The sequence below is a fragment of the Seonamhaeicola maritimus genome (assembly GCF_008056315.1).
Lineage (GTDB): Bacteria > Bacteroidota > Bacteroidia > Flavobacteriales > Flavobacteriaceae > Seonamhaeicola > Seonamhaeicola maritimus.
The window spans coordinates 156980-179320 of record NZ_VRKQ01000018.1; the positions used below are offsets into that span (position 1 = coordinate 156980).

Annotated in this window: 16 protein-coding genes; 8 read left to right on the forward strand and 8 right to left on the reverse strand. The window is 33.9% G+C overall.

The window, feature by feature from the left end; all coding sequences use genetic code 11:
- Positions 1 to 103 precede the first annotated feature (103 nt).
- The 3 genes from FUA22_RS15595 to FUA22_RS15605 form a co-directional block, all read right to left on the reverse strand.
- Positions 104 to 760: a CDP-alcohol phosphatidyltransferase family protein gene (locus FUA22_RS15595; RefSeq protein WP_147769520.1), complete on the reverse strand. Its 657-nt coding sequence runs from the start codon at positions 758 to 760 to the stop codon at positions 104 to 106.
- A 23-nt stretch (positions 761 to 783) separates the two neighbouring features.
- Positions 784 to 1593 (reverse strand): phosphocholine cytidylyltransferase family protein, encoded by an 810-nt coding sequence (locus tag FUA22_RS15600; protein WP_147769521.1) that lies wholly within the window; start codon positions 1591 to 1593, stop codon positions 784 to 786.
- Between the two features lie 485 nt (positions 1594 to 2078).
- Positions 2079 to 3101, reverse strand: coding sequence for a glutamine synthetase beta-grasp domain-containing protein (locus FUA22_RS15605; RefSeq protein WP_147769522.1), 1023 nt, complete (start codon positions 3099 to 3101; stop codon positions 2079 to 2081).
- 250 nt (positions 3102 to 3351) lie between these two features.
- Here FUA22_RS15605 and FUA22_RS15610 point away from each other — a divergent pair, with 250 nt between their 5' ends.
- On the forward strand, positions 3352 to 5538 hold the full coding sequence (locus FUA22_RS15610) for a glutamine synthetase III family protein (RefSeq protein WP_147769523.1): 2187 nt from the start codon (positions 3352 to 3354) through the stop codon (positions 5536 to 5538).
- Positions 5539 to 5550: 12 nt separating this feature from the next.
- On the opposite strand, the gene FUA22_RS15615 is transcribed toward FUA22_RS15610, so the two are convergent.
- Positions 5551 to 8217 carry a T9SS type B sorting domain-containing protein gene (locus FUA22_RS15615; protein ID WP_147769524.1) on the reverse strand — a complete coding sequence of 889 codons (2667 nt, stop codon included), beginning with the start codon at positions 8215 to 8217 and terminating at the stop codon, positions 5551 to 5553.
- 276 nt (positions 8218 to 8493) lie between these two features.
- On the opposite strand from FUA22_RS15615, the gene FUA22_RS15620 reads away from it, so the two are divergent.
- From FUA22_RS15620 to pyrF, 5 genes are all read left to right on the forward strand, one after another.
- A complete protein-coding gene (locus FUA22_RS15620; RefSeq protein WP_147769525.1) occupies positions 8494 to 9672 on the forward strand; it encodes an AIR synthase related protein in 1179 nt (392 codons plus the stop codon).
- A 73-nt stretch (positions 9673 to 9745) separates the two neighbouring features.
- The gene (locus FUA22_RS15625) at positions 9746 to 10705 is read left to right on the forward strand and encodes a DUF3078 domain-containing protein (protein WP_147769526.1); all 960 of its coding nucleotides are present in this window, start codon (positions 9746 to 9748) and stop codon (positions 10703 to 10705) included.
- A 195-nt stretch (positions 10706 to 10900) separates the two neighbouring features.
- Positions 10901 to 13456: an adenosylcobalamin-dependent ribonucleoside-diphosphate reductase gene (locus FUA22_RS15630; RefSeq protein WP_147769527.1), complete on the forward strand. Its 2556-nt coding sequence runs from the start codon at positions 10901 to 10903 to the stop codon at positions 13454 to 13456.
- Between the two features lie 452 nt (positions 13457 to 13908).
- Complete coding sequence (gene prfA / locus FUA22_RS15640) at positions 13909 to 14985, forward strand: peptide chain release factor 1 (RefSeq protein ID WP_147769528.1); 1077 nt, start codon at positions 13909 to 13911, stop codon at positions 14983 to 14985.
- An 8-nt stretch (positions 14986 to 14993) separates the two neighbouring features.
- Complete coding sequence (gene pyrF, locus FUA22_RS15645) at positions 14994 to 15806, forward strand: orotidine-5'-phosphate decarboxylase (RefSeq protein WP_147769529.1); 813 nt, start codon at positions 14994 to 14996, stop codon at positions 15804 to 15806.
- Here pyrF and FUA22_RS18495 read toward each other — a convergent pair.
- Positions 15803 to 15949, reverse strand: coding sequence for a hypothetical protein (locus tag FUA22_RS18495; protein ID WP_170309949.1), 147 nt, complete (start codon positions 15947 to 15949; stop codon positions 15803 to 15805). The genes pyrF and FUA22_RS18495 overlap by 4 nt on opposite strands.
- A gap of 66 nt (positions 15950 to 16015) precedes the next feature.
- A complete protein-coding gene (locus tag FUA22_RS15650; protein WP_147769530.1) occupies positions 16016 to 16213 on the reverse strand; it encodes a Lacal_2735 family protein in 198 nt (65 codons plus the stop codon).
- A gap of 171 nt (positions 16214 to 16384) precedes the next feature.
- On the opposite strand from FUA22_RS15650, the gene FUA22_RS15655 reads away from it, so the two are divergent.
- Complete coding sequence (locus FUA22_RS15655; protein WP_147769531.1) at positions 16385 to 16894, forward strand: hypothetical protein; 510 nt, start codon at positions 16385 to 16387, stop codon at positions 16892 to 16894.
- A gap of 71 nt (positions 16895 to 16965) precedes the next feature.
- Here the strand turns inward: FUA22_RS15655 and FUA22_RS15660 are convergent, their stop codons facing one another.
- The gene (locus tag FUA22_RS15660; protein ID WP_147769532.1) at positions 16966 to 17673 is read right to left on the reverse strand and encodes a DUF4197 domain-containing protein; all 708 of its coding nucleotides are present in this window, start codon (positions 17671 to 17673) and stop codon (positions 16966 to 16968) included.
- 205 nt (positions 17674 to 17878) lie between these two features.
- On the reverse strand, positions 17879 to 18733 hold the full coding sequence (gene purU, locus FUA22_RS15665; RefSeq protein ID WP_147769533.1) for a formyltetrahydrofolate deformylase: 855 nt from the start codon (positions 18731 to 18733) through the stop codon (positions 17879 to 17881).
- Positions 18734 to 18879: 146 nt separating this feature from the next.
- On the opposite strand from purU, the gene FUA22_RS15670 reads away from it, so the two are divergent.
- Positions 18880 to 22314, forward strand: coding sequence for a methylmalonyl-CoA mutase family protein (locus FUA22_RS15670; protein WP_147769534.1), 3435 nt, complete (start codon positions 18880 to 18882; stop codon positions 22312 to 22314).
- Positions 22315 to 22341: the final 27 nt, after the last annotated feature.

The window sequence follows — 22341 nt, forward strand, 5'->3', positions numbered from 1 at the left end:
ACGAATAAAGCCTAACCTGATAGGGTAACGCCCAAAAAGCAGATAATAAAAAAATCTACACTTAATTTTACGAGGATTGGGTTTTATGGAGTTTACCCCCTGATTATAGATTAACCAAATGAATAGTTAAAGCTATAGCATATATAATAATGCCTATTAGTATTGTTTTAGGAAATTTAGGAATTTGAATAGCCGATACATTTAAATAAACAATTATTATCACAAGAATATATAGAGCTTCGGGAAAAATATCTGAACTAAAAAAGCTTTCAATTAAAAAGAACAAAGAGATAATAAGTCCATTATAATCTACGGCTAATCCTGTATAGGTCTTTCCGTTAGTAAGTCCATAAATATTAAAATAACTTAACCGAATAGCACAGGCAGCAATAATAGCAAACGAACCTGGGATAAACCAGGGGTTGTAATTAGAATAACTTAATAGAATAATTGCTGGTAAAACCCCAAAACTAACCATATCAATTAAGGAATCTAATTGACCTCCAAAAGCCCTATGAGCGTTTGTTCTATTCTTTAATTTACTTGCAACTAAGCCATCTAACCAGTCAAATACCACAGACCAAACACCAAAAACCACAGCTATATAAATTTTTCCTGTTATGGCAGCATAAATACCTAACAAAGCACTTAATAGCCCTAATAATGTAACCATATTGGGTAAATCTAAAATAAACCGGAACATGCTTAATTGACTTGTTGTGTCAACTTTTTTAGAACTGTGAGTCTCTTCGGTATTCATGTCTTCCATTTATAATAGTACTATTACCCAATTGAATAGCTAGGTTCACTGTTATTAATTTCTACAATTAAACTCTTTATTGGAAATAACTTCATTGCTTCTGTTAAATCTTTTACAGTGTCTATTTCATACCATGCTTTTTCATCAAAAAACACGGCATCAAAGGAAAGAAGATCTTCATCTACTAATTCGGAAAAAACAGTTTCATAATATCCATTTACTTTGTTCTCCTGAATATGTTTATCTAATCTTTCTGCAATGAGACTCCATGATGCTAAAGAAAAACTGTATATGTTAACGGTTTTGTATTTTGTAGCTGCTTTGCAAAAAGTAGTGTCTTTTTTAAAGCCTAATATTTTATTGTCCTTATTAATGGTTACAGTAGTTCCGTTCATCCAATCTTTAATTCCAGCTACCGCCATTCTATCAGGATATATCATTTCACTTAAAAGTGAAGATTCAAAAACAAGGTCGCTTTCTATAAGAATAAAAGGCTCATCCATAATTTCTCTTGCCATCCACAGAGAATATATATTATTGGTTGTTTTATAAAGCGGGCTATGTAAATACTCTATGGCAATAGTTTTATATGTGTGCCCAAGAAACTCCTCAATCGAACCATTTAAATGCCCTGTTACTATTACTAGCTTTTTTATTCCCTGTGAGGCTAAATTTTCGACAAGTCTGGCAAGTATTGAAACTTCATTAACAAGGGTTAAACATTTTGGAGACTCTTTGGTAAGTGGCAAAAGTCTACTCCCGCTTCCGGCTGCTAATAATAATACTGTAGTGATACAGTTTTCAGCCTGAGTATTGCCCGAATTAAACTTCATAAGCTTGTATAATTAAAATGATGAATAGCCCATAAGTTTTTATAAATTACCTATGTCTAATAAAATACTGTGTTTGGAGACTGGTTAATGATAACTCAACTATAAGTATGAAGTCTGCTAATGAATAAAAAATTTGCTTTGGAAGCTCATCAACAAAAAAGATAGTGAATGATTGATATCATAAGGTATGTAATCCGTTTGTAAAGGTACGCGATATTACCTGCTTTAATGCCTAAGTTCATTTATATTTTGATTAGCAAGCAAAGAACTTCAAAATCTGAATAAAAAATATGCAGTTTTTAAATAACGTTGGTAAAGAAGTGAACTAAGGAATGAATGGTATGTTTGAGCGCACCAACGCAGGAGGAAGCGAGTAGAGAAAGCTTGACCACTTTGTGGTAACTCCCAAAAAAGTAGACGCATAAAAAAAGCACTTACCAGTGGCAAGCGCTTTTTTTTATGAACAAAATCTATACTAAATCTTATTAGATTTTAGCAGATTTAACAGTTTTAATAATTCTTCCTGCAATCTTGTATGGGTCACCGTTAGATGCTGGTCTTCTATCTTCTAACCAACCTTTCCAACCTTTCTCAACAGTAATAATTGGAATACGGATTGAAGCTCCACGGTCTGAAATTCCATAAGAGAAATCTGTTATGGCTGCAGTTTCATGTAATCCAGTTAAACGTTGGTCGTTAAATTCACCGTAAACTTCAATGTGTTCTTTTACAACCGGACGGAAAGCTTCACAAATAGCTTCGTAAGTAGCTTTGTCTCCACATGTTCTTAATGTAGTGTTGGAGAAGTTTGCATGCATACCAGAACCATTCCAGTCCATATCTTTTCCTAGTGGTTTTGGATGATAATCAATATAGTAACCATACTTTTCAGTTAAACGGTCTAATAAATAACGTGCAATCCAAATTTCATCCCCAGCTTTTTTAGCTCCTTTGGCAAATAATTGGAATTCCCATTGTCCGCAAGCAACCTCTTGGTTAATACCTTCAAAGTTTAATCCAGCATCAATACATAAGTTTGCGTGCTCTTCAACTAAAGATCTTCCGTGTGTGTTTTTTCCTCCAACAGAACAGTAATACATTCCTTGAGGAGCAGGGTAACCACCAATTGGGAATCCTAAAGGAAGTTGGGTATGCGTATCCATTATAAAATACTCTTGCTCAAAACCAAACCAGAAATCGTTATCATCATCATCAATAGAAGCTCTACCATTAGATTCATGAGGCGTACCGTCTGCATTTAATACCTCAGTCATTACTAAGTATCCGTTAATTCTGTCTGGATCTGGATAAATAGCTACTGGTTTTAAGATACAGTCTGAAGAACCACCTTCAGCTTGTCTAGTAGATGAACCGTCAAAAGACCAGTTATCTAATTCTTCTAATGTTCCTTGAAAGTTCTCATGCTCTTCAACCTTAGTTTTACTTCTCAAGTTTTGAGTTGGCTTGTAACCATCTAACCAAAGGTATTCTAATTTAATTTTTGCCATAATGAATATTTTATATTGAATTCTAAATTTTATCAGCACAAATATATATTTTTATATAAATACTTTAAATTATTAAGGGGTATTTTAGTATTTAGCTATGTTATTTTTATTCATCCCCTATTTTTTTAGGGTATCTATTAAAAAAAGTATAGTTTTTTATATAAATATTGAAAAATTGTTAACGGGATTTTTTGTGGTTTAAGCACTATGGTTAATTTTGTAATTCTAATTAAATCAATTTAATAAGTCAATGCCTACATTAAGATTTCACGCCATAAAAGAATCATTAGCTCATAAGCCAATTATTATTGAAGAAAGTAAAAAGCGTTCTGAAATATTTGGGGAAAATGTGTTTAATGAAAACACCATGCGCCAGTATTTAACTAAGGATGCTTTTGTTGGGGTTATGAACGCGGTACAGCACGGAACCAAGATTAATAGGAACATTGCTGATCAAGTTTCAGCTTCTATGAAAGATTGGGCATTGTCTAAAGGAGTAACGCATTATACACACTGGTTTCAACCTTTAACAGGAACTACAGCCGAAAAGCATGATGCTTTTTTTGAAACAGTTAGCGGAGGTATGGCTATTGAAAAGTTTGATGGTGGACAGTTAGTGCAACAAGAACCAGATGCTTCTAGTTTTCCTAGTGGTGGTATTAGAAACACTTTTGAGGCTAGGGGATATACTGCTTGGGACCCAACGTCTCCAGCATTTATTTATGGGTCTACACTTTGTATACCAACTATTTTTGTGGCATACACCGGTGAAGCTTTAGATTATAAAACGCCATTATTAAGAGCGCTTCATGCTGTTGATGATGCCGCAACAGCTGTGTGCCGGTATTTTGATAAAAATGTAAAAAAAGTATCCTCTTCTTTAGGGTGGGAACAGGAGTATTTCTTGGTTGATAAAATGTTAGCTGCCAGTAGACCAGACATCATTTTAACTGGTAGAACTTTATTGGGGCATTCCTCGGCAAAAGGTCAGCAATTAGATGATCACTATTTTGGAGCCATACCTAACAGAGCGCTTAATTTTATGCGTGATTTAGAGCATGAATGTATGCTTTTAGGCATTCCTGCTAAAACAAGACATAATGAGGTGGCACCCAATCAGTTTGAATTAGCGCCTATTTATGAGGAAGCTAATTTAGCAGTAGATCATAATTCTTTATTGATGGATGTTATAGGGCGTGTAGCATCTCGTCATAATTTTAAAGTTTTGCTCCACGAAAAACCATTTGCAGGAATCAATGGGTCTGGGAAACATAATAATTGGTCCCTTTCTACAGATACCGGAGTTAATTTATTAGCTCCGGGGAAAACACCTATGAGTAGTCTTCAATTTTTAACTTTTTTTATAAATACTATTAAAGCGGTTCATACGCATGAAGAATTGCTAAGAGCATCTGTGGCAACCGCAAGTAATGATCATAGGTTAGGAGCTAATGAAGCCCCTCCTGCTATCATTTCGGTGTTCATTGGAGAGCAATTAACTAAAGTTTTAGAAGAGTTAGAAGGTGTTACCAAAGGTAAATTATCACCTCAAGAAAAGACTGAATTAAAACTGAATGTAGTAGGTAAAATACCAGATGTTTTATTAGATAATACAGATAGAAATAGAACATCTCCTTTTGCATTTACTGGTAATAAATTTGAATTTAGAGCGGTAGGTTCTACGGCTAATAGTGGTAACCCTATGACCATTTTAAATACAATTGTTGCAAAACAATTAAAAGATTTTAAGGTTGAAGTAGACAAGTTAATTGATGAAAAAGGCCTAAAGAAAGATGAGGCTGTTTTTAATATTTTAAGAGAGTATATTAAATCTTGTAAGCCTATATTATTCGACGGTAACGGTTATGGTGAAGTTTGGGAAAAGGAAGCAAAAAAACGTGGATTGAGTAATAATAAATCGACTCCAGAAGCCCTAAAAGCTAAAATTTCAAAACAAACCATCGATTTGTTTGAAGAAATGAATGTCATGAGCAAGATTGAGGTTGAAGCTCGTTATGAAATAGAGATTGAGGCGTACATAAAGCACATACAAATTGAAGGACGTGTTTTAGGTGATATTGCTAGAAATCATATTGTGCCAACGGCAGTGAAATATCAAAATATTTTAGTAGAAAATGTAAAAGGTTTAAAAGAAATATTTGATGAAGATTTTAAGTCGATTTCAAAAGAGCAGATTAGTTTAATTGAGGAAATTTCAAATCATATTAAAGGAATTAATACCAATGTAACTAAACTGATTGATGAACGGAAGAAGGCTAATAAAATTGAAGATATAGAAAAAAGAGCATCGGCCTATTGTGACCAAGTAAAGCCTTTGTTTGATGATATTCGTTACCATTGTGATAAACTTGAATTGATGGTTGATGATGAGATTTGGCCGTTGACTAAGTATAGAGAGTTGTTGTTTACAAGGTAGTTTGTTTTAGGACTATCTAATTAAACTAAAATGGCCTTTTAGGATTCTTATTTCTCCATCAGTATTTATTAATTCAGCTATAAACCAGTAATCAGATTGCATTGATTTCTCACCGTTAAAGGTGCCATTCCATCCAATACCAAATGGATTTATCTGTTTAATTAATCTTCCAAATCGGTCAAAAATTGAAACTCGGGAACTTGAGGCGTATTCATTACTAATACCTTTAAGATTCCATGTTTCGTTGAAAGAGTCATTATTAGGTGTAAAGAATTTTGGAAAGCCAATGACTGAAATTTCAATAGAACTGGGTTTGCAATTATTTTTTCCACGTGCGTAAATGGTATGTGTTCCGGCAGTTACATTTTGAAAAAATGGATTGTCTTGATAAAATCCAAATTCGTTGTCTAGCACGTATTCGTAATCAATTGTTCCAAATCTTGATTCATTAATGGTTATAGTATTGTTATTTAGACCATCTTCAATAGTAATCATATCCAATGTGATTTCTGTTTTTTCTAATGCTGTAACTTCAATTTCTTTTGGCGTGGATTTACAACCAGTGTTTGAAGTTGCTATTAAGGTGTAAATACCGCCTGCGTTGACTATAGCGTCTATTTGGGTGCTAATTATAGCTCCATTTGAGTCTGTCCATTCATAAGTGTAAATATCTTCTGGGTTATAAGCTTCTATGGTTAGAGAAGGGGTGTCAAAAGGACAAAATTCTGCTGTAGTATCTAAATCAAATTGGGGTCTTCCCAAAACGGTCAATAAAATGGGAGTGGTTATTCCTAAACAGTCGTTATTTAAATTATCATCCACCCTAACATAGATGTTCTGAGAATAGGGGTAACCTGTATTTTCATAAAAAGTAATATCAGAAATATTATTAGTTTCAGCTAGGGCATCTTCTAAATTTCCATAATATATAATATCTATGTCTTGATTGGGGAATAATGCTTCAATGGAGTTTTGGGCACTACTGAAATCAAAAGTGGTAATGCCGTCATTTATATCATCATCACAAAGAGTATATTCTAAGGTTTGAAATGTGTCAAAAACATTGCTTTGTGAAACTATCAAATTGACTTCAATTACATTATAACATCCACTATCATTTCCGACACTGGCCCAAACGGAATCTGAATTAACAATAACGTTTTCATAGGAATTTGTTTCCGAAATATTATTTATTCGCCTGATAGCGTCATCTTCGGTTCTGTAAAATCCAAATACCTGATTATCTGAATTTGGAGATAATATACTATTGGCTTCGTTAAGATTAAAATAACTATATCCATCTGAATCATCATCACACTGAACCAGTTGAACAGATGTTGAAGTTTGTGGATTAAATATTTCTATTTCTTTTGTTATGGTTTGAGTAGTTCCGCAACCTGCGGGAATATTGGTAGTTATTGTATATATGCCTGGAGCACTAAAGGTATGTTCTGGTTCGTTATCCGTAGCTGTATTATTAACTCCAGATGCTGGGTCTCCAAAATCCCATTCAATGGTTTCAATATCTTCACTAAGAAAAAAAGAGGTGGTATCTCCAAAGCAGGTGTCTTCAACAATCATTTTGTTATGAAATATGGGAAATAGAAATAATGGTAAACCGCCTTTGGCAGTGGCTCCCATTAAACTAATTCCGTTTTCAATAAAATCACAAGTAACCCCCAGTGTGTTGGGGTCATTAATAACACTTAAAGATTTTCTGCCTATAATAGATAGATAGACCTTTTGATCTGGTCCCAATTGTACTGAACCGAATCCTCCTGAATCTGCAAGGTCTAAAAGTACGGTTTCCGAGGCTTGAATATCTGGAGCATTTAAATTGAATTGCAGTAGTCTATTATCAACGTCTAGATAAGCAGTGGTAACATATAGAATATTGTTTGAACTGGAAAACTCTACACCATAATTATGTAAATTAGAGGTCACATTTACAAGGTTGCCAAAAAGTCCGGTATTATTGTCAAAATCCAATAAATCAATGCCGTTTTCATAATTGCAAATAGCTAATTTTTTTCCGTTTGGGGAAAACTTCATGGCTCCTATAGTTGCAACGTCATCTCCTGAAATTTGAGGGCCAACAGAGCTGCTTACAGGGGTGTGGTTGATACCAGCAGAAGTCACTAAGAATGAATAAAAAGTATTGTTTTCAAAACCATGTACACTTAACCAAATATCTGTACCGTTAGCATGTTTTGTTGCATGAATCTTTTCAACTATTGGAGCAACTAAGGATATGTTTTTTGAAGTAACCACACCTAAACCGCCATCACCATCCATATCTATAACAGTATACATTAAGCCATTCGATTTGCCTATTTCGTCTACCGTAAAAACATAATATTCGTTAAAATTTCCAGGGCGTTTAATAATCATTGCTGATTGCGTTGCAGATCGATGTCCTAAAAGTCCTGATCCATTAGACATTGTTTGGTGGTTTCTATTCCAAATGGTAGTGCCTTCAGTATAAAATTGTAATTCACCATCGCTATTAGCAATAGAAGTACAACCTTCAGATGAACTCATTTCGCTAAATACAACAACCGGTTCACAAGAATTAAAATCTAATCCGGCTCCAGCACCAAAATGCCAGACATTAGCTTCTCTTTGGGTAAAACCAAATTGAACTTGTAAAATGATTATTATAAAAAATAGTTTTTTCATGATATTTACCAGTTCAAGAATTTATTTTTTGACGACTAAAACTAAATGCTAACTATAGCAATAGTCGTAATAATGTTCTGGTTTTTATACTATGATAAACTCAGCAAAAGTGAATTATATTGATAGCCTAACGAAATTAACCGAAATTTTCCACAAAATCAAAAAGCTCAATTATTGAGGGAGTTGTCATTCGTTAAAAAACTGTTAGTAAAACAGACTTTAAAAAACCCTAAAGTTTTGCTTTAAAAAATTACCTTTGCACCACATTATAATATTATGAGTCAAGAAGTTTCAAAACGTTATGCACAGCGTGGTGTTTCGGCATCAAAAGAAGATGTTCACAATGCTATTAAGAATATTGATAAAGGGTTATTCCCAAAAGCATTCTGCAAAATAGTACCTGATTATTTAACAAATGATGAGGATTATTGCTTGATTATGCATGCTGATGGTGCTGGGACAAAATCGTCTTTAGCTTATATGTATTGGAAAGAAACAGGAGATGTTTCTGTTTGGAAAGGGATTGCTCAAGATGCGCTAATCATGAATATAGATGATTTGTTGTGTGTGGGAGCTACGGATAATATTATGCTTTCTTCTACCATTGGAAGAAATAAAAATTTAATTCCGGGTGAGGTTCTTTCTGCGATTATTAACGGAACAGAAGAGTTGCTTGAAGATTTAAAATCGTTTGGAGTAACCATTCATTCAACGGGTGGAGAAACTGCTGATGTTGGTGATTTGGTTAGAACTATTATAGTAGATTCTACAGTAACAGCAAGAATGAAACGTTCTGATGTTATTGATAACGCGAATATTAAACCAGGTGATGTTATAGTTGGGTTAGCTTCTTTTGGACAGGCAACTTATGAAAAGGAATACAATGGTGGTATGGGAAGTAATGGTTTAACCTCTGCGCGCCACGATGTGTTCAATAAGTATTTGGCGAAAAAATTCCCAGAGAGTTTTGATGCTTCAGTACCTGAAGATTTAGTATATTCTGGTGGTGTTAAATTAACCGATTTGGTTGAAGATTCTCCAATAGATGCTGGCAAACTAGTGTTGTCTCCAACAAGGACCTATGCGCCTATTATTAAGCAAATTTTATCAAAATACGATGGTGGGAATATTCACGGAATGGTTCATTGTTCTGGTGGTGCTCAAACTAAAATCCTTCATTTTGTAAATGAAAATCATATAATAAAGGATAATTTGTTTCCAATTCCACCCCTTTTTAAATTAATTCAAAAGCAATCAAAAACGGATTGGAAGGAGATGTATCAAGTGTTTAATTGTGGGCATAGAATGGAGTTGTACGTAAGTCCTGAAATTGCAAATGATATCATTGAAATTTCTAAGTCATTTAATGTTGATGCCCAAATTATTGGTAGGGTGGAAGCATCAAAAGAGAAGAAGCTTACAATAAAAAGTGAGTTTGGAGAGTTTAGCTATTAGAATTTTTTACGTTCTCATCATAATGGAATGATTGTTGATGAGAGATGAACTTAAAATAACCTAACACAAAACCATGCGATACATCCTATTTGCCCTAGTATGCTTCTCATTTCAATTTTCAAATGCACAACCGGATTCACTCTATCTTAAGGAAAAGCCAAAAAAATACGATGGTCCCCAATGGAAAATAAAGAACAAAGCGTCTGTAGATTTAAGTGAAGTTGCTTTTGTTAACTGGAATGCCGGTGGTGCTAATTCAATTTCAGGCCTACTGGGTTTAGAGTCTTCTAGAAATTATTCTGATAAATATTTTTCATGGCGTAATAATTTAATCATGCGGTATGGTGTCAATAAGCAGCAATCAAGAGAGTTAAGAAAAACTGATGATTTATTTGAAATAAACTCAAATATGGGCTATAAGCCAGATATTAAGTCTAACTGGTATTATTCTGCAAGGCTTAATTTTAGAACACAGTTTGCTAATGGTTACAAGTATCCTAACAAAGAAACTCCTATTTCTAGATTGATGGCACCTGGGTATTTGTTCTTTGGAGGGGGAATGGAGTACGGAAAGCGAATAGATAAATTATCTCTTTATTTTTCACCAGTTACTTTAAAGGCAACTTTTGTATTAGACGAAGATTTGGCAAATGCAGGTGCGTTTGGTGTAGATCCGGCAGTTTTAGATGACCAAGGTAATATTGTTGTTCCTGGTAAGCGTATTAGAAAGGAGTTAGGGATTTTGGTAACAAATAGTTACGAAATGGAAGTTGCTGAAAACATTAATATGGTTCATAAAGTGGGGTTATATACAGATTACATTAATAACTTTGGTAACGTAGATTTAGATTGGAGGTTAGATTTCGATTTTAAGGTGAATAACTATGTACGCGCAAGATTTGGATCTCATATAAGGTATGATGATGATGTGAAAACTTCTAAAGAAACTGATGTAGAGGGTGAGTTTGATGAGGCTGGTGCTAAAATCCAATGGAAGCAATTTTTGGGAGTTGGTTTCGCTGTAGATTTTTAAAAATTACTACCAAATTCTTTTCGAAATATTTGTTAACTTTTTTATGTTGATAAATAATTAAAACACTGTAAAACAGTATTTTAGCTGTGTTTTCTTGTAAACTTTATGATTTTTGTCATGTTTTGAATTGTTAGGTTTGTGTATCTTCACGTTCAAATTTTTTAATCTAATTAGAACAAAACTTCTGCAAACCTCATGAAAGAAAACCTAACCAAAACACTACCAAAAACTTATACCCAAGACCAAGCCTTTAATGCCTCTTTAGAATACTTTAAAAATGACGATTTAGCAGCTCGCGTTTGGTTAAATAAATATGCTCTGAAGGATTCAGATGGAAATATTTATGAAAAGACTCCAAATGATATGCATCGTAGAATAGCAAAAGAAATTGCTAGGGTAGAACTTAAATATGCAAATCCATTAAGTGAAGATGCCGTTTTTGATTTAATTAAAAACTTCAAATACATTGTTCCTCAAGGTAGTCCAATGGCAGGTATTGGTAATCCGTATCAAATTGCATCACTTTCAAACTGTTTTGTGATAGGTAACTCTGGAGATTCAGATTCTTACGGAGGTATTATGAAAATTGATCAGGAGCAAGTGCAACTTATGAAGCGTCGTGGTGGTGTTGGTCATGATTTATCACACATTCGCCCTAAAGGTTCTGGAGTAAAAAATTCAGCTTTAACATCAACGGGAATAGTGCCTTTTATGGAGCGTTATTCAAACTCCACAAGAGAAGTTGCTCAAGATGGAAGAAGAGGGGCACTTATGCTTTCGGTTTCTATAAATCATCCAGATTCTGAAGATTTTATAAATGCTAAATTGGAGCAGGGAAAAGTAACTGGTGCTAATGTATCGGTTAGAATTGATGATGAATTTATGAAAGCCGTTAAAAACGGAACCGATTACACACAAAAGTATCCAATATTCAGTGCTAACCCAAAGGTGTCTAAGAACATTCAGGCTAATGATGTTTGGAGTAAGATTGTTCATAATGCATGGAAATCTGCTGAACCTGGAATTCTGTTTTGGGATACTATTATTAATGAGTCTGTTCCAGATTGTTATGCAGATTTAGGTTACAAAACGGTATCTACAAATCCTTGTGGAGAGATTCCTTTATGTCCTTATGATTCATGCCGTTTACTAGCTATTAATTTATTTTCTTATGTAGAAAACCCATTTACCGATAAGGCGTCTTTCAATTTTGATTTATTCAAAAAGCATGTGTCTTATGCTCAAAGAATAATGGATGATATTATCGATTTAGAGCTAGAAAAAATTGATGTGATTCTTGAAAAAATCGATTCTGATCCAGAATTGGATGAGGTTAAAGGTACAGAGCGAGATTTATGGATTAATATCAAAAGAAAAGCTGAGGAAGGACGTAGAACTGGAATTGGTATTACAGCTGAAGGAGATATGCTAGCGGCTCTGGGTATACAGTACGGAAGTGAAGCTGGAAATGCATTTTCTTTAAAGGTTCATAAAACCATTGCAATTGAAGCTTATAGAGCATCTGTGCATTTGGCAAAAGAGCGCGGAGCGTTCACCATTTTTGATGCTGATAGAGAAAAGGAAAATCCTTTTATAAATAGGTTGAAAGAGGCTGATAGCAAACTGTATTACGAAATGTTGGAATACGGTAGGCGTAATATTGCACTTTTAACCATCGCACCAACTGGAACAACAAGTTTAATGACACAAACCACTTCCGGCATTGAACCTGTATTTTTACCTGTGTATAAGCGAAGAAGAAAGGTAAACCCAGGCGATAAAGATGTTCGTATTGATTTTGTTGATGAAGTTGGTGATTCTTGGGAAGAATATGTTGTATTCCACCATAGGTTTAAACAATGGATGGAAGTGAATGGTATAGACACTTCTAAAAATTTCTCGCAAGAAGAGTTGGATGTACTTGTAAAAAAATCGCCTTATTACGGCGCTACTTCAAATGATGTTGATTGGATGAGTAAGGTTAGCATGCAAGGAGCTATTCAAAAATGGGTTGATCATTCAATTAGTGTAACTATCAATTTACCAAATGATGTTTCTGAGGAATTGGTGGGTGAATTATACCTGAAAGCTTGGGAAGTTGGTTGTAAAGGAGTTACAGTTTATAGAGACGGATCTCGTTCGGGAGTGTTAATTTCAAACGATGATAAAAAGGAGGATGAAGCCAATAATACGTTAACACCATTTCCAATAAAACGTCCGCAAACTTTGGAGGCCGATGTGGTTCGTTTTCAGAATAATAAGGAAAAGTGGATCGCCTTTATCGGTTTAATTGAAGGTAAGCCTTATGAAATATTTACTGGTTTAATTGATGATGAAGATGGTATTTTAATTCCACGTTGGGTTAATGACGGACTTATTATTAAAAACAGAAACGAAGACGGTACATCTAGATATGATTTCCAGTTTAAGGATAAACGCGGATATAAAATTACTATTGAAGGACTGTCGCATAAATTCAATCCAGAGTTTTGGAATTATGCTAAATTAATTTCAAGTACGCTTCGTCACGGAATGCCAATAGACAAAATTGTTGATTTAATTAACAGTTTACAATTAGATACAGAATCTATAAATACCTGGAAAAATGGTGTTGGTAGAGCCTTAAAGCGTTATGTGGCTGATGGCACAAAAGCAAAAGGGCAAACATGTACAAATTGTGATTCGGATAATTTAATCTACCAAGAGGGTTGTTTAACTTGTAAGGATTGCGGTTCTTCAAAGTGTGGTTAGCAATCAATAACCTGATGTGAAAGGAAGCCGAAAGGCTTCCTTTTTTTATACAAATTCTCTAAGAATGATAAGAAAAGGAATGCTTAATAACAAGTCTATCAGATAAAGAAGTGAAAAAAGTTTTAATGTAGAAATCCCAAGGTTTTTACAGAATAAGAGTTTCTGTTTTCCATTAGTTTCGTTGGTGATATACCATAAAAATCCAATCAAAAACAATTTGGTAATAAGTATGGTTATTATCTCAACTTTAAAGAATGATAGTATAATATTTATGAGAAAGGACCATAAAACTAATGGTCTGTAAAACATTAATATTGATGATAACTGCTGCATGGTATCAATAAAAACGTACCATAGATAAAAATATTCTGTTTTTAAGAAACATCGGCAGTCTGAGACTAACATAAAATTCATAATTTATCGTATTTTTGGTCACCAATTAAAGCAGGTAGATGTTAGAGAAATTACAAATAGTTAAACAACGTTTTGATGAGGTGAGTGATTTAATCATTCAGCCAGATATTATTTCAGATCAGAAACGTTATGTTGAACTTAATAGGGAGTATAAAGACTTAAGAATTTTAATGGATAAGCGCGAAGCTTACATTGAATTTTCTAATAATTTGGCCGAAGCCGAAGAAATTATTGCCGACGGAAGCGATGCCGAAATGGTTGAGATGGCCAAAATGCAATATGATGAGGCTAAAGAAGGCATTCCAAAATTAGAAGAAGAGATTAGAGTTTTACTTATTCCTAAAGACCCAGAAGATGCCAAAAATGCCGTAGTAGAATTACGTGCTGGAACAGGTGGTGATGAAGCAAGTATTTTTGCAGGTGATTTATTTAGAATGTATACCAAATACTGTGAGGGCAAAGGGTGGAAAGTAAGTACTGTAGATTTTAGTGAAGGCACCAATGGTGGTTTTAAAGAAATTCAGTTTGAAGTATCTGGTGAAGATGTTTATGGAACCTTGAAATTTGAAGCCGGAGTGCATCGGGTACAACGTGTGCCTCAAACAGAAACTCAAGGGCGTGTTCACACCAGTGCAGCTACTTGTATGGTGTTTCCAGAGGCAGAGGAATTTGATGTAGAAATTGACCCTAAAGAAGTTCGGATAGATTATTTCTGTTCTTCGGGTCCAGGTGGTCAATCTGTAAATACAACCTATTCGGCCGTGCGTTTAACTCATATACCAACAGGATTGGTGGCTCAGTGTCAAGACCAAAAGTCTCAACATAAGAATAAAGAAAAGGCATTTAAGGTTTTAAGGTCACGTTTGTACGATTTGGAACTCGCTAAAAAACAAGAGGCCGATGCTGCTAAACGTGGTAGTATGGTGTCGTCGGGTGATAGAAGTGCTAAAATTAGAACATATAATTACCCTCAAGGTCGTGTTACCGATCATAGGATTGGTTTAACACTTTATGATTTGCAGAACATCGTAAACGGAGACATTCAAAAAATAATTGATGAACTTATGCTAGCTGAAAATACTGAGAAGTTGAAAGCTGGTGACGAGACTATTTAATACTTTCAGTGACAACAAACCAACTCATTTCAGAAATCAAAAAAAAGCAATCCTTTCTTTGTATTGGGTTGGATGTAGATTTAAATAAAATCCCGGAACACCTTTTAAAGGAAGAAGACCCAATTTTTGCTTTTAACAAGGCAATAATAGATGCTACACATCATTTATGTGTGGCGTACAAACCTAATACAGCGTTTTATGAAGCTTATGGTTTAAAAGGTTGGAAGGCTTTGGAGAAAACAATCAATTATTTAAACGAAAATCACCCAGAAATATTTACTATTGCGGATGCTAAACGTGGTGATATTGGAAATACTAGTACCATGTATGCTAAAGCTTTTTTTGAAGATTTAGCGTTTGATTCTGTTACCGTAGCACCATATATGGGTAAAGATTCAGTTGAGCCGTTTCTTGCTTTTGAAAATAAACATACAATTTTATTAGCTTTAACTTCAAATAAAGGAGCATTTGACTTTCAGACTAAGACGGTTGATAATCAGGAATTATATAAGCAAGTTTTAGAAACGTCTAAGACATGGAATAATTCTGAAAACTTAATGTATGTTGTGGGAGCTACCAAAGCAGAATATTTAGCAGATATAAGGCAAATAATTCCAGATAGTTTTTTGTTGGTGCCAGGTGTTGGTGCTCAAGGAGGTAATTTACAAGACGTATGTAAGTATGGGATGAATAAATCTATTGGATTATTAATTAATTCATCCAGAGGTATTATTTATGCTTCAAAAGAAGATGACTTTGCTCAGGCCGCAGCTAAAAAGGCAGCAGAACTTCAGCAAGAGATGAAAGCAATTTTAGATTAAATTCTGGCTTTCATACTTTCAGAAAAATCTACTTTGTTTATATCATCTACAAAGTTATTGATTCTTTTTTCGATCTCCTTAAGACTTAAAACTTTACTTAAGTTGGGTTTTATTTTTCCCACTTTACAAAATTGATTGTCCATAACGTTTCTTTTTCTATTATAAAATACGAAAATTAACGCAAATTGGATGTAAGAAAAATGAAAAATTTAAGAAACTGGTTGAATAATGTCTCTTGATAGGTAGTTTAACCGATTTATTTCATCTAAAAGCTCAATAGCCTTAAACTCAGAGAAGTCACTTAAAGCAAAATCTGTTTGTCTTAAATTATAAGCTTGCTCAACAAGTTCTTTATATCTTTTGTTGAGAGCTTCTCTTCTGCTTTTTATTAATTCGGTATTGCTCATTTAGCCTTGAATAACAAGTAATTAAATATACATTTTTTATTGGAATATTAAAAACAAGATTATGTCAGATTAGTACTATTCATAAAAATCATAATTTAATGTTTTGTTAATACAATGTAAAATCTGCTTCTTTTTGAATAATTTTAAGAAAACCATTAAACTTCTGCGAATATGAGATTTTTAACTTTTATGCTTTTTATAATGTTTTCTTTTACATTGAATGCTCAAGAGAATTCATGTAAATGCTGTACAGAAAACAATGATGCGTTCGATTTTTGGTTAGGTGAATGGGAAGTCTTCAATAAGAATGAAACTATTGCTGGTTATAGTAATATCACTCAAATTCAAAATAATTGCGTGATTCTAGAAAACTGGAAAAGTGCCAAAGGGAATTATACGGGGACAAGCAACAATTTTTACAATGTTAAAACGAAACAGTGGGAACAAATTTGGATAGATAATCAAGGAGGGGTTTTGCATTTAAAAGGAAGTAGGGTTGAAAACCAAATGATTTTAAGCACAGAAGAAGAAACCAATGAAAAAGGGCAAAGGGTAAAAAATAGAGTCACCTGGACAAAAAATGAAGATGGAACAGTACGTCAGTATTGGGAAATTATAACAGACGGAAAAGATATTGCCATAGCCTTTGATGGACTATATAAAAAGAAAACCTCTAATTAGAAAAAGTTGTGCTAATTTGAATTTTTTCTGGTTCCAAATAGTGTGGTTTTAAAATATTGAGAACGAAGATTTTAATCCTGTAGGGCAAATACTTTTTTTAGTAAATCTGTAGTTCTTGATGATAACTTAGTTCTAATCTCTTTTTCTTCAATAGCAATCAAAGTATAAACACCATCTAATGCTTCTTTAGTAACATAATCGGTCAAATCCGGATTTACATCTTTTGTAAAAGGTAAATTGTTGTATTTAGATATTAAGTTGCTCCAAATATCATCGGCCCCAACCTTAGAGAAGGAATTCTTAATAACAGGATTCAATTTACCATATAAAGCAGTTTCAGTTTTACCAGTTAAATATCGAGTTGCAGCGTTATCATTTCCTAGCAGAATATTTTTGGCATCGGCAAAAGTGATTCCTTTCACAGCATCAACAAAAATAGGCGTAGCTTCTTTTACCGCATCTTCGGCAGCTCTATTGAGTACTTTTAAGCCTTCATCAGCTAATTTACCTAATCCAATATCGCGTAAAGTCTTATCTACCTTTTGAAGTTCTTCTGGTAGTAGTATTTTAACTAATTCATTTTTAAAGAAACCATCCTTTTGAGTAAGTTTGGTTACTTGCTTGTCAATACCAAAATCTAAAGCTTGTCTTAAACCAGAGGCAATTTCTGTATTACTAATGCCTCCACCTTGAGGTAATTCATTAATAACTTGTTGTAATTCGGCGCACGCCGTAAAATGGAATATAGCTAGTAGTAGGATTAAAAGTTTTCGGGCCATGATTTTTGTTTTAAATATATGAATTAATATTAAGTTAGAAACAAAAAAGACACCTTGAGAGAAAGGTGTCTTTTCTTCAATTTTAAACTAAACAATCCCTCATCATTTTTTCGCGTTCTATTAGTTTTCTATTTAATAAGACACGAATAAAAAAATAAGTCACAAGATTGATTGTGAAAATTCTGGAATTATTTAGGAAATACTTTTATGAGAAAATAACCGTCTTATTATTGTAGACCATCACTTTTCTTTCGGCATGAAGTTTTACCGCATTTGCTAAAACTATTTTTTCTAAATCGCGCCCTTTGGCTATAAGATCTGGAATGGAGTGCGCATGCGTTACACGAGTTACATCTTGTTCAATAATTGGTCCTGCATCTAATTCTTCAGTAACATAATGGCTAGTAGCACCAATAATTTTAACACCACGTTTATAAGCAGAATGATATGGTTTAGCGCCAACAAAAGCTGGCAAGAATGAGTGATGAATGTTTATGATCTTATTGTCGTATTTGTCTATAAGCTTTGGAGAAACAATTTGCATATATCTGGCCAATACAATGAAATCAATACCATGTTCTTCTAATAACCTTAATTGTTCGTTTTCTGCTTCATTCTTGGTGTCCTTTGTTACAGGTACATGGAAAAACGGAATTTTGAAATTATCGGCAATAGATTTTAAATCGTTATGATTACTAATTATAAATGGGATTTCTAAGTTAAGTTCTCCAGAATTATAACGTCCTAACAAATCGTAAAGGCAGTGATCATATTTCGAAATAAATAAAGCCATTTTAGGTTTCTTTTCCGAAGAATAGATACGCCATTTCATATCAAACTTATCTGCAAGTACATCTTTAAAAGCTTCCTTAAAGGCTTCTGTGGAAAAAGATTTTGACCCAAACTCACTTTCCAATCGCATGAAAAAGATATTCTGTTCTCTATCTACGTGTTGGTCTATATATACAATGTTACCGTTTTGATGTGCAATAAAATTGGTAACCGAGGCAATAATGTTTGGTCTATCGTTACAATGAATTAAAATAGTAATCTTATTCATAGGGCTTTGCGTATTTCGGTTGGTAAAATTAGCTTAAAAATAGAGAAGAAATAATCTAAGATGATATTTTTGAAAATATTCGATAAATCGATAAAATTTTTGAATATTTCGTAAATTGCATCAATAAAATAGACTTTTTTTTAAAGATGAAACATATAAAACCCTATAAACCCAAGTATAATATTCGTGTTGTTACAGCTGCTTCATTGTTTGATGGTCATGATGCATCTATTAACATTATGCGTAGAATTATTCAAGCAACTGGGGTTGAGGTGATTCATTTAGGGCATGACAGGAGTGTGGAGGAGGTTGTTAATACAGCTATTCAGGAAGATGTAAATGCTATTTGTTTAACCTCCTATCAAGGGGGACATAATGAGTACTTTAAGTATATGTTTGACTTGCTTCATGAACGAGGGGCAGGACATATTAAGATTTTTGGTGGAGGTGGAGGAGTTATTCTTCCAGATGAGATTAAGGACCTAATGGATTATGGTATAGCTAGAATTTATTCTCCTGATGATGGCAGAGAAATGGGGCTTCAAGGTATGATAAATGATTTAGTAAAACAATCGGATTTTGCCATTGGAGATAGTTTAAAAAGTGAGGATGAATTTCTTTCAGAACAAAATCACGGTGCAATAGCCCGATTAATTTCATCGGCTGAGAACTTCCCTGAAATTTCAAAACATCCTCTAGAAAAAATTCAAAATAAAATAAAAGATTCTAAATCCCCCGTTTTGGGAATTACTGGAACTGGTGGAGCAGGAAAATCATCCTTGGTGGATGAATTAGTAAGACGTTTTTTAATTGATTTTCCAAAGAAAACTGTTGGGATTATTTCTGTTGACCCCTCAAAACGAAAAACTGGTGGTGCACTTTTGGGGGATAGAATCAGAATGAATGCTATTAATAACCCAAGGGTTTATATGCGAAGTTTGGCTACACGTCAATCAAATTTGTCGCTTTCTAAACATATTGATGAAGCGGTTGATATTTTGAAAGCTGCCAATTTTGATCTGATTATTTTGGAAACTTCCGGAATAGGACAATCAGGCTCTGAAATTGTTGAGCATTGTGATGTTGCCACTTATGTAATGACTCCAGAATTTGGTGCTGCAACACAATTGGAAAAAATTGACATGCTTGATTTTGCTGATTTGGTTGCTGTCAACAAGTTTGATAAACGTGGTGCGTTGGATGCTTTAAGAGATGTGAAAAAGCAATATATGCGTAACAATAATCTCTGGGAGACTCCTCAAGAAGATTTACCAGTTTTTGGAACTATTGCTTCACAGTTTAATGATCCTGGAATGAATTCACTCTACAAAGCAGTCATGGACGTTTTAGTTGAAAAAGCTGCGGCAGATTTAAAATCTACTTTTGAGGTCTCCAAAGAAATGAGTGAAAAGGTTTTTATAATTCCTCCTTCAAGAAATAGATACCTTTCTGAAATTGCCGATAGTAATAGAAATTATGATAAAAATGTTAATGAACAGGTAGAACTCGCACAAAAGCTTTTTGGTATTTATAAAACTATAAATATTGTTGCTGTTATTTCGAAAGGCAAAGAGCAATCTTATTTAAATGAATTGGGGATAAATCAGGAAGAAATTCTGAAACAAGTCGAGGACGACAAGAAAGAGTTATTAGTATTACTTTTCAAAGAATTTGATGGGGTAAAAATAAATCTTGAGCCCAAAAATTGGGAACTCATTTTAAAATGGGATGAAAAAGTTAATCGATATAAACTTCCTGTTTATTCATTTAAAGTTAGGGATAAAGAAATTAAAGTAGAAACGCATAGCGAGTCGCTATCGCATTTGGAAATTCCAAAAATAGCTTTACCTAAATATGAAGCATGGGGCGATATTTTGCGTTGGATATTACAAGAAAATGTACCAGGGGAATTTCCTTTTGCTTCAGGGTTATTTCCATTTAAGCGAGTTGGAGAAGACCCTGCAAGAATGTTTGCTGGAGAAGGAGGCCCTGAGCGTACCAATAGAAGGTTTCATTATGTAAGTATGGGAATGCCCGCAAAAAGATTGTCAACAGCTTTTGATAGTGTAACACTTTATGGTAATGATCCAGATTATAGGCCAGATATTTACGGGAAAATAGGAAACGCTGGTGTAAGCATTTGTTGTTTAGATGATGCCAAAAAATTGTATTCAGGTTTTAATTTAGCTGATACTATGACTTCTGTTAGTATGACTATTAATGGTCCAGCTCCAATGTTGTTAGGGTTTTTTATGAATGCTGCCATAGATCAGCAATGTGAAATATATATAAAGGAACATGAGCTTGAATCTGAAGTTGAGGCTAAAATTGCCAAGATATATAAAGGAAAAGAACAGCCAAAGTATAACGGAGAACTGCCAGAAAGAAATGATGGATTAGGTCTGATGTTATTGGGTGTAACCGGAGATCAAGTGTTACCTCCTAAGGTTTATAAAGAAATAAAGGCAGCAACCATTTCTCAAGTTAGAGGGACAGTACAAGCAGACATTTTGAAAGAAGATCAAGCACAAAATACCTGCATTTTTTCTACTGAGTTTGCATTGCGTTTAATGGGTGATGTTCAGGAATATTTTATTGATAATAATGTACGTAATTTTTATTCTGTTTCTATTTCAGGCTATCATATTGCTGAAGCAGGTGCAAATCCAATAACACAGTTGGCATTGACATTGTCAAATGGATTCACTTATGTAGAATATTACCTTTCAAGAGGTATGGACATTAATAAGTTTGGACCAAATTTATCCTTTTTCTTTTCTAATGGTATAGACCCAGAGTACGCGGTTATTGGTCGTGTGGCAAGAAAGATTTGGTCAAAAGCAATGAAATATAAATATGGTGCTAATGAACGCGCTCAAAAATTGAAATACCACATTCAAACATCAGGAAGAAGCTTGCATGCTCAGGAAATAGATTTTAATGATATAAGAACAACACTTCAAGCCTTATACGCTATTTATGATAATTGTAATTCACTTCATACAAATGCTTATGACGAAGCTATAACTACACCTACAGAAGAGTCTGTTCGTCGTGCGATGGCTATACAACTCATTATCAATAAAGAGTTAGGTTTAGCTAAAAATGAAAACCCCATTCAAGGAGCATTTATTATTGAAGAATTAACTGATTTGGTTGAAGAAGTGGTGTTGTTAGAGTTTGATCGACTTACAGAAAGAGGAGGTGTTTTAGGAGCTATGGAAACTATGTATCAACGCAGTAAGATTCAGGAAGAAAGTTTATACTATGAAACATTAAAGCACAATGGTGAAATTCCAATTATAGGTGTGAATACTTTTTTAAGTAGTAAAGGTTCTCCAACAATTTTACCTGCTGAAGTAATTAGGGCAACAGAGGAAGAAAAGAAATTTCAAATTAAGACTTTAGAAAACTTGCATAAAAGAGAGGATACAGAGCGTTTGTTAAAGCAGCTCCAAATTGCAGCTATTAAAAACGAGAATATTTTTGAAATTCTTATGGAGGTTTGCAAGATTTGTTCGCTTGGGCAAATTACCAAATCACTCTTTGAAGTTGGTGGACAATATAGAAGGAACATGTAATTCTAAAGTTATTCTAATGTGAATATA

Excerpts from the sequence above, each read along its gene's own strand:
- purU (WP_147769533.1), bottom strand. The coding sequence starts at position 18,733 with ATGAATAAGATTACTATTTTAATTCATTGTAACGATAGACCAAACATT.
- FUA22_RS15670 (WP_147769534.1), top strand. The coding sequence starts at position 18,880 with ATGAAACATATAAAACCCTATAAACCCAAGTATAATATTCGTGTTGTT.
- FUA22_RS15650 (WP_147769530.1), bottom strand. The coding sequence starts at position 16,213 with ATGAGCAATACCGAATTAATAAAAAGCAGAAGAGAAGCTCTCAACAAA.
- FUA22_RS15605 (WP_147769522.1), bottom strand. The coding sequence starts at position 3,101 with ATGGCAAAAATTAAATTAGAATACCTTTGGTTAGATGGTTACAAGCCA.
- FUA22_RS15615 (WP_147769524.1), bottom strand. The coding sequence starts at position 8,217 with ATGAAAAAACTATTTTTTATAATAATCATTTTACAAGTTCAATTTGGT.
- prfA (WP_147769528.1), top strand. The coding sequence starts at position 13,909 with ATGTTAGAGAAATTACAAATAGTTAAACAACGTTTTGATGAGGTGAGT.
- FUA22_RS15630 (WP_147769527.1), top strand. The coding sequence starts at position 10,901 with ATGAAAGAAAACCTAACCAAAACACTACCAAAAACTTATACCCAAGAC.
- FUA22_RS15625 (WP_147769526.1), top strand. The coding sequence starts at position 9,746 with ATGCGATACATCCTATTTGCCCTAGTATGCTTCTCATTTCAATTTTCA.
- FUA22_RS15660 (WP_147769532.1), bottom strand. The coding sequence starts at position 17,673 with ATGGCCCGAAAACTTTTAATCCTACTACTAGCTATATTCCATTTTACG.
- FUA22_RS15620 (WP_147769525.1), top strand. The coding sequence starts at position 8,494 with ATGAGTCAAGAAGTTTCAAAACGTTATGCACAGCGTGGTGTTTCGGCA.
- FUA22_RS15610 (WP_147769523.1), top strand. The coding sequence starts at position 3,352 with ATGCCTACATTAAGATTTCACGCCATAAAAGAATCATTAGCTCATAAG.
- FUA22_RS15600 (WP_147769521.1), bottom strand. The coding sequence starts at position 1,593 with ATGAAGTTTAATTCGGGCAATACTCAGGCTGAAAACTGTATCACTACA.
- FUA22_RS18495 (WP_170309949.1), bottom strand. The coding sequence starts at position 15,949 with ATGGACAATCAATTTTGTAAAGTGGGAAAAATAAAACCCAACTTAAGT.
- FUA22_RS15595 (WP_147769520.1), bottom strand. The coding sequence starts at position 760 with ATGAATACCGAAGAGACTCACAGTTCTAAAAAAGTTGACACAACAAGT.
- FUA22_RS15655 (WP_147769531.1), top strand. The coding sequence starts at position 16,385 with ATGAGATTTTTAACTTTTATGCTTTTTATAATGTTTTCTTTTACATTG.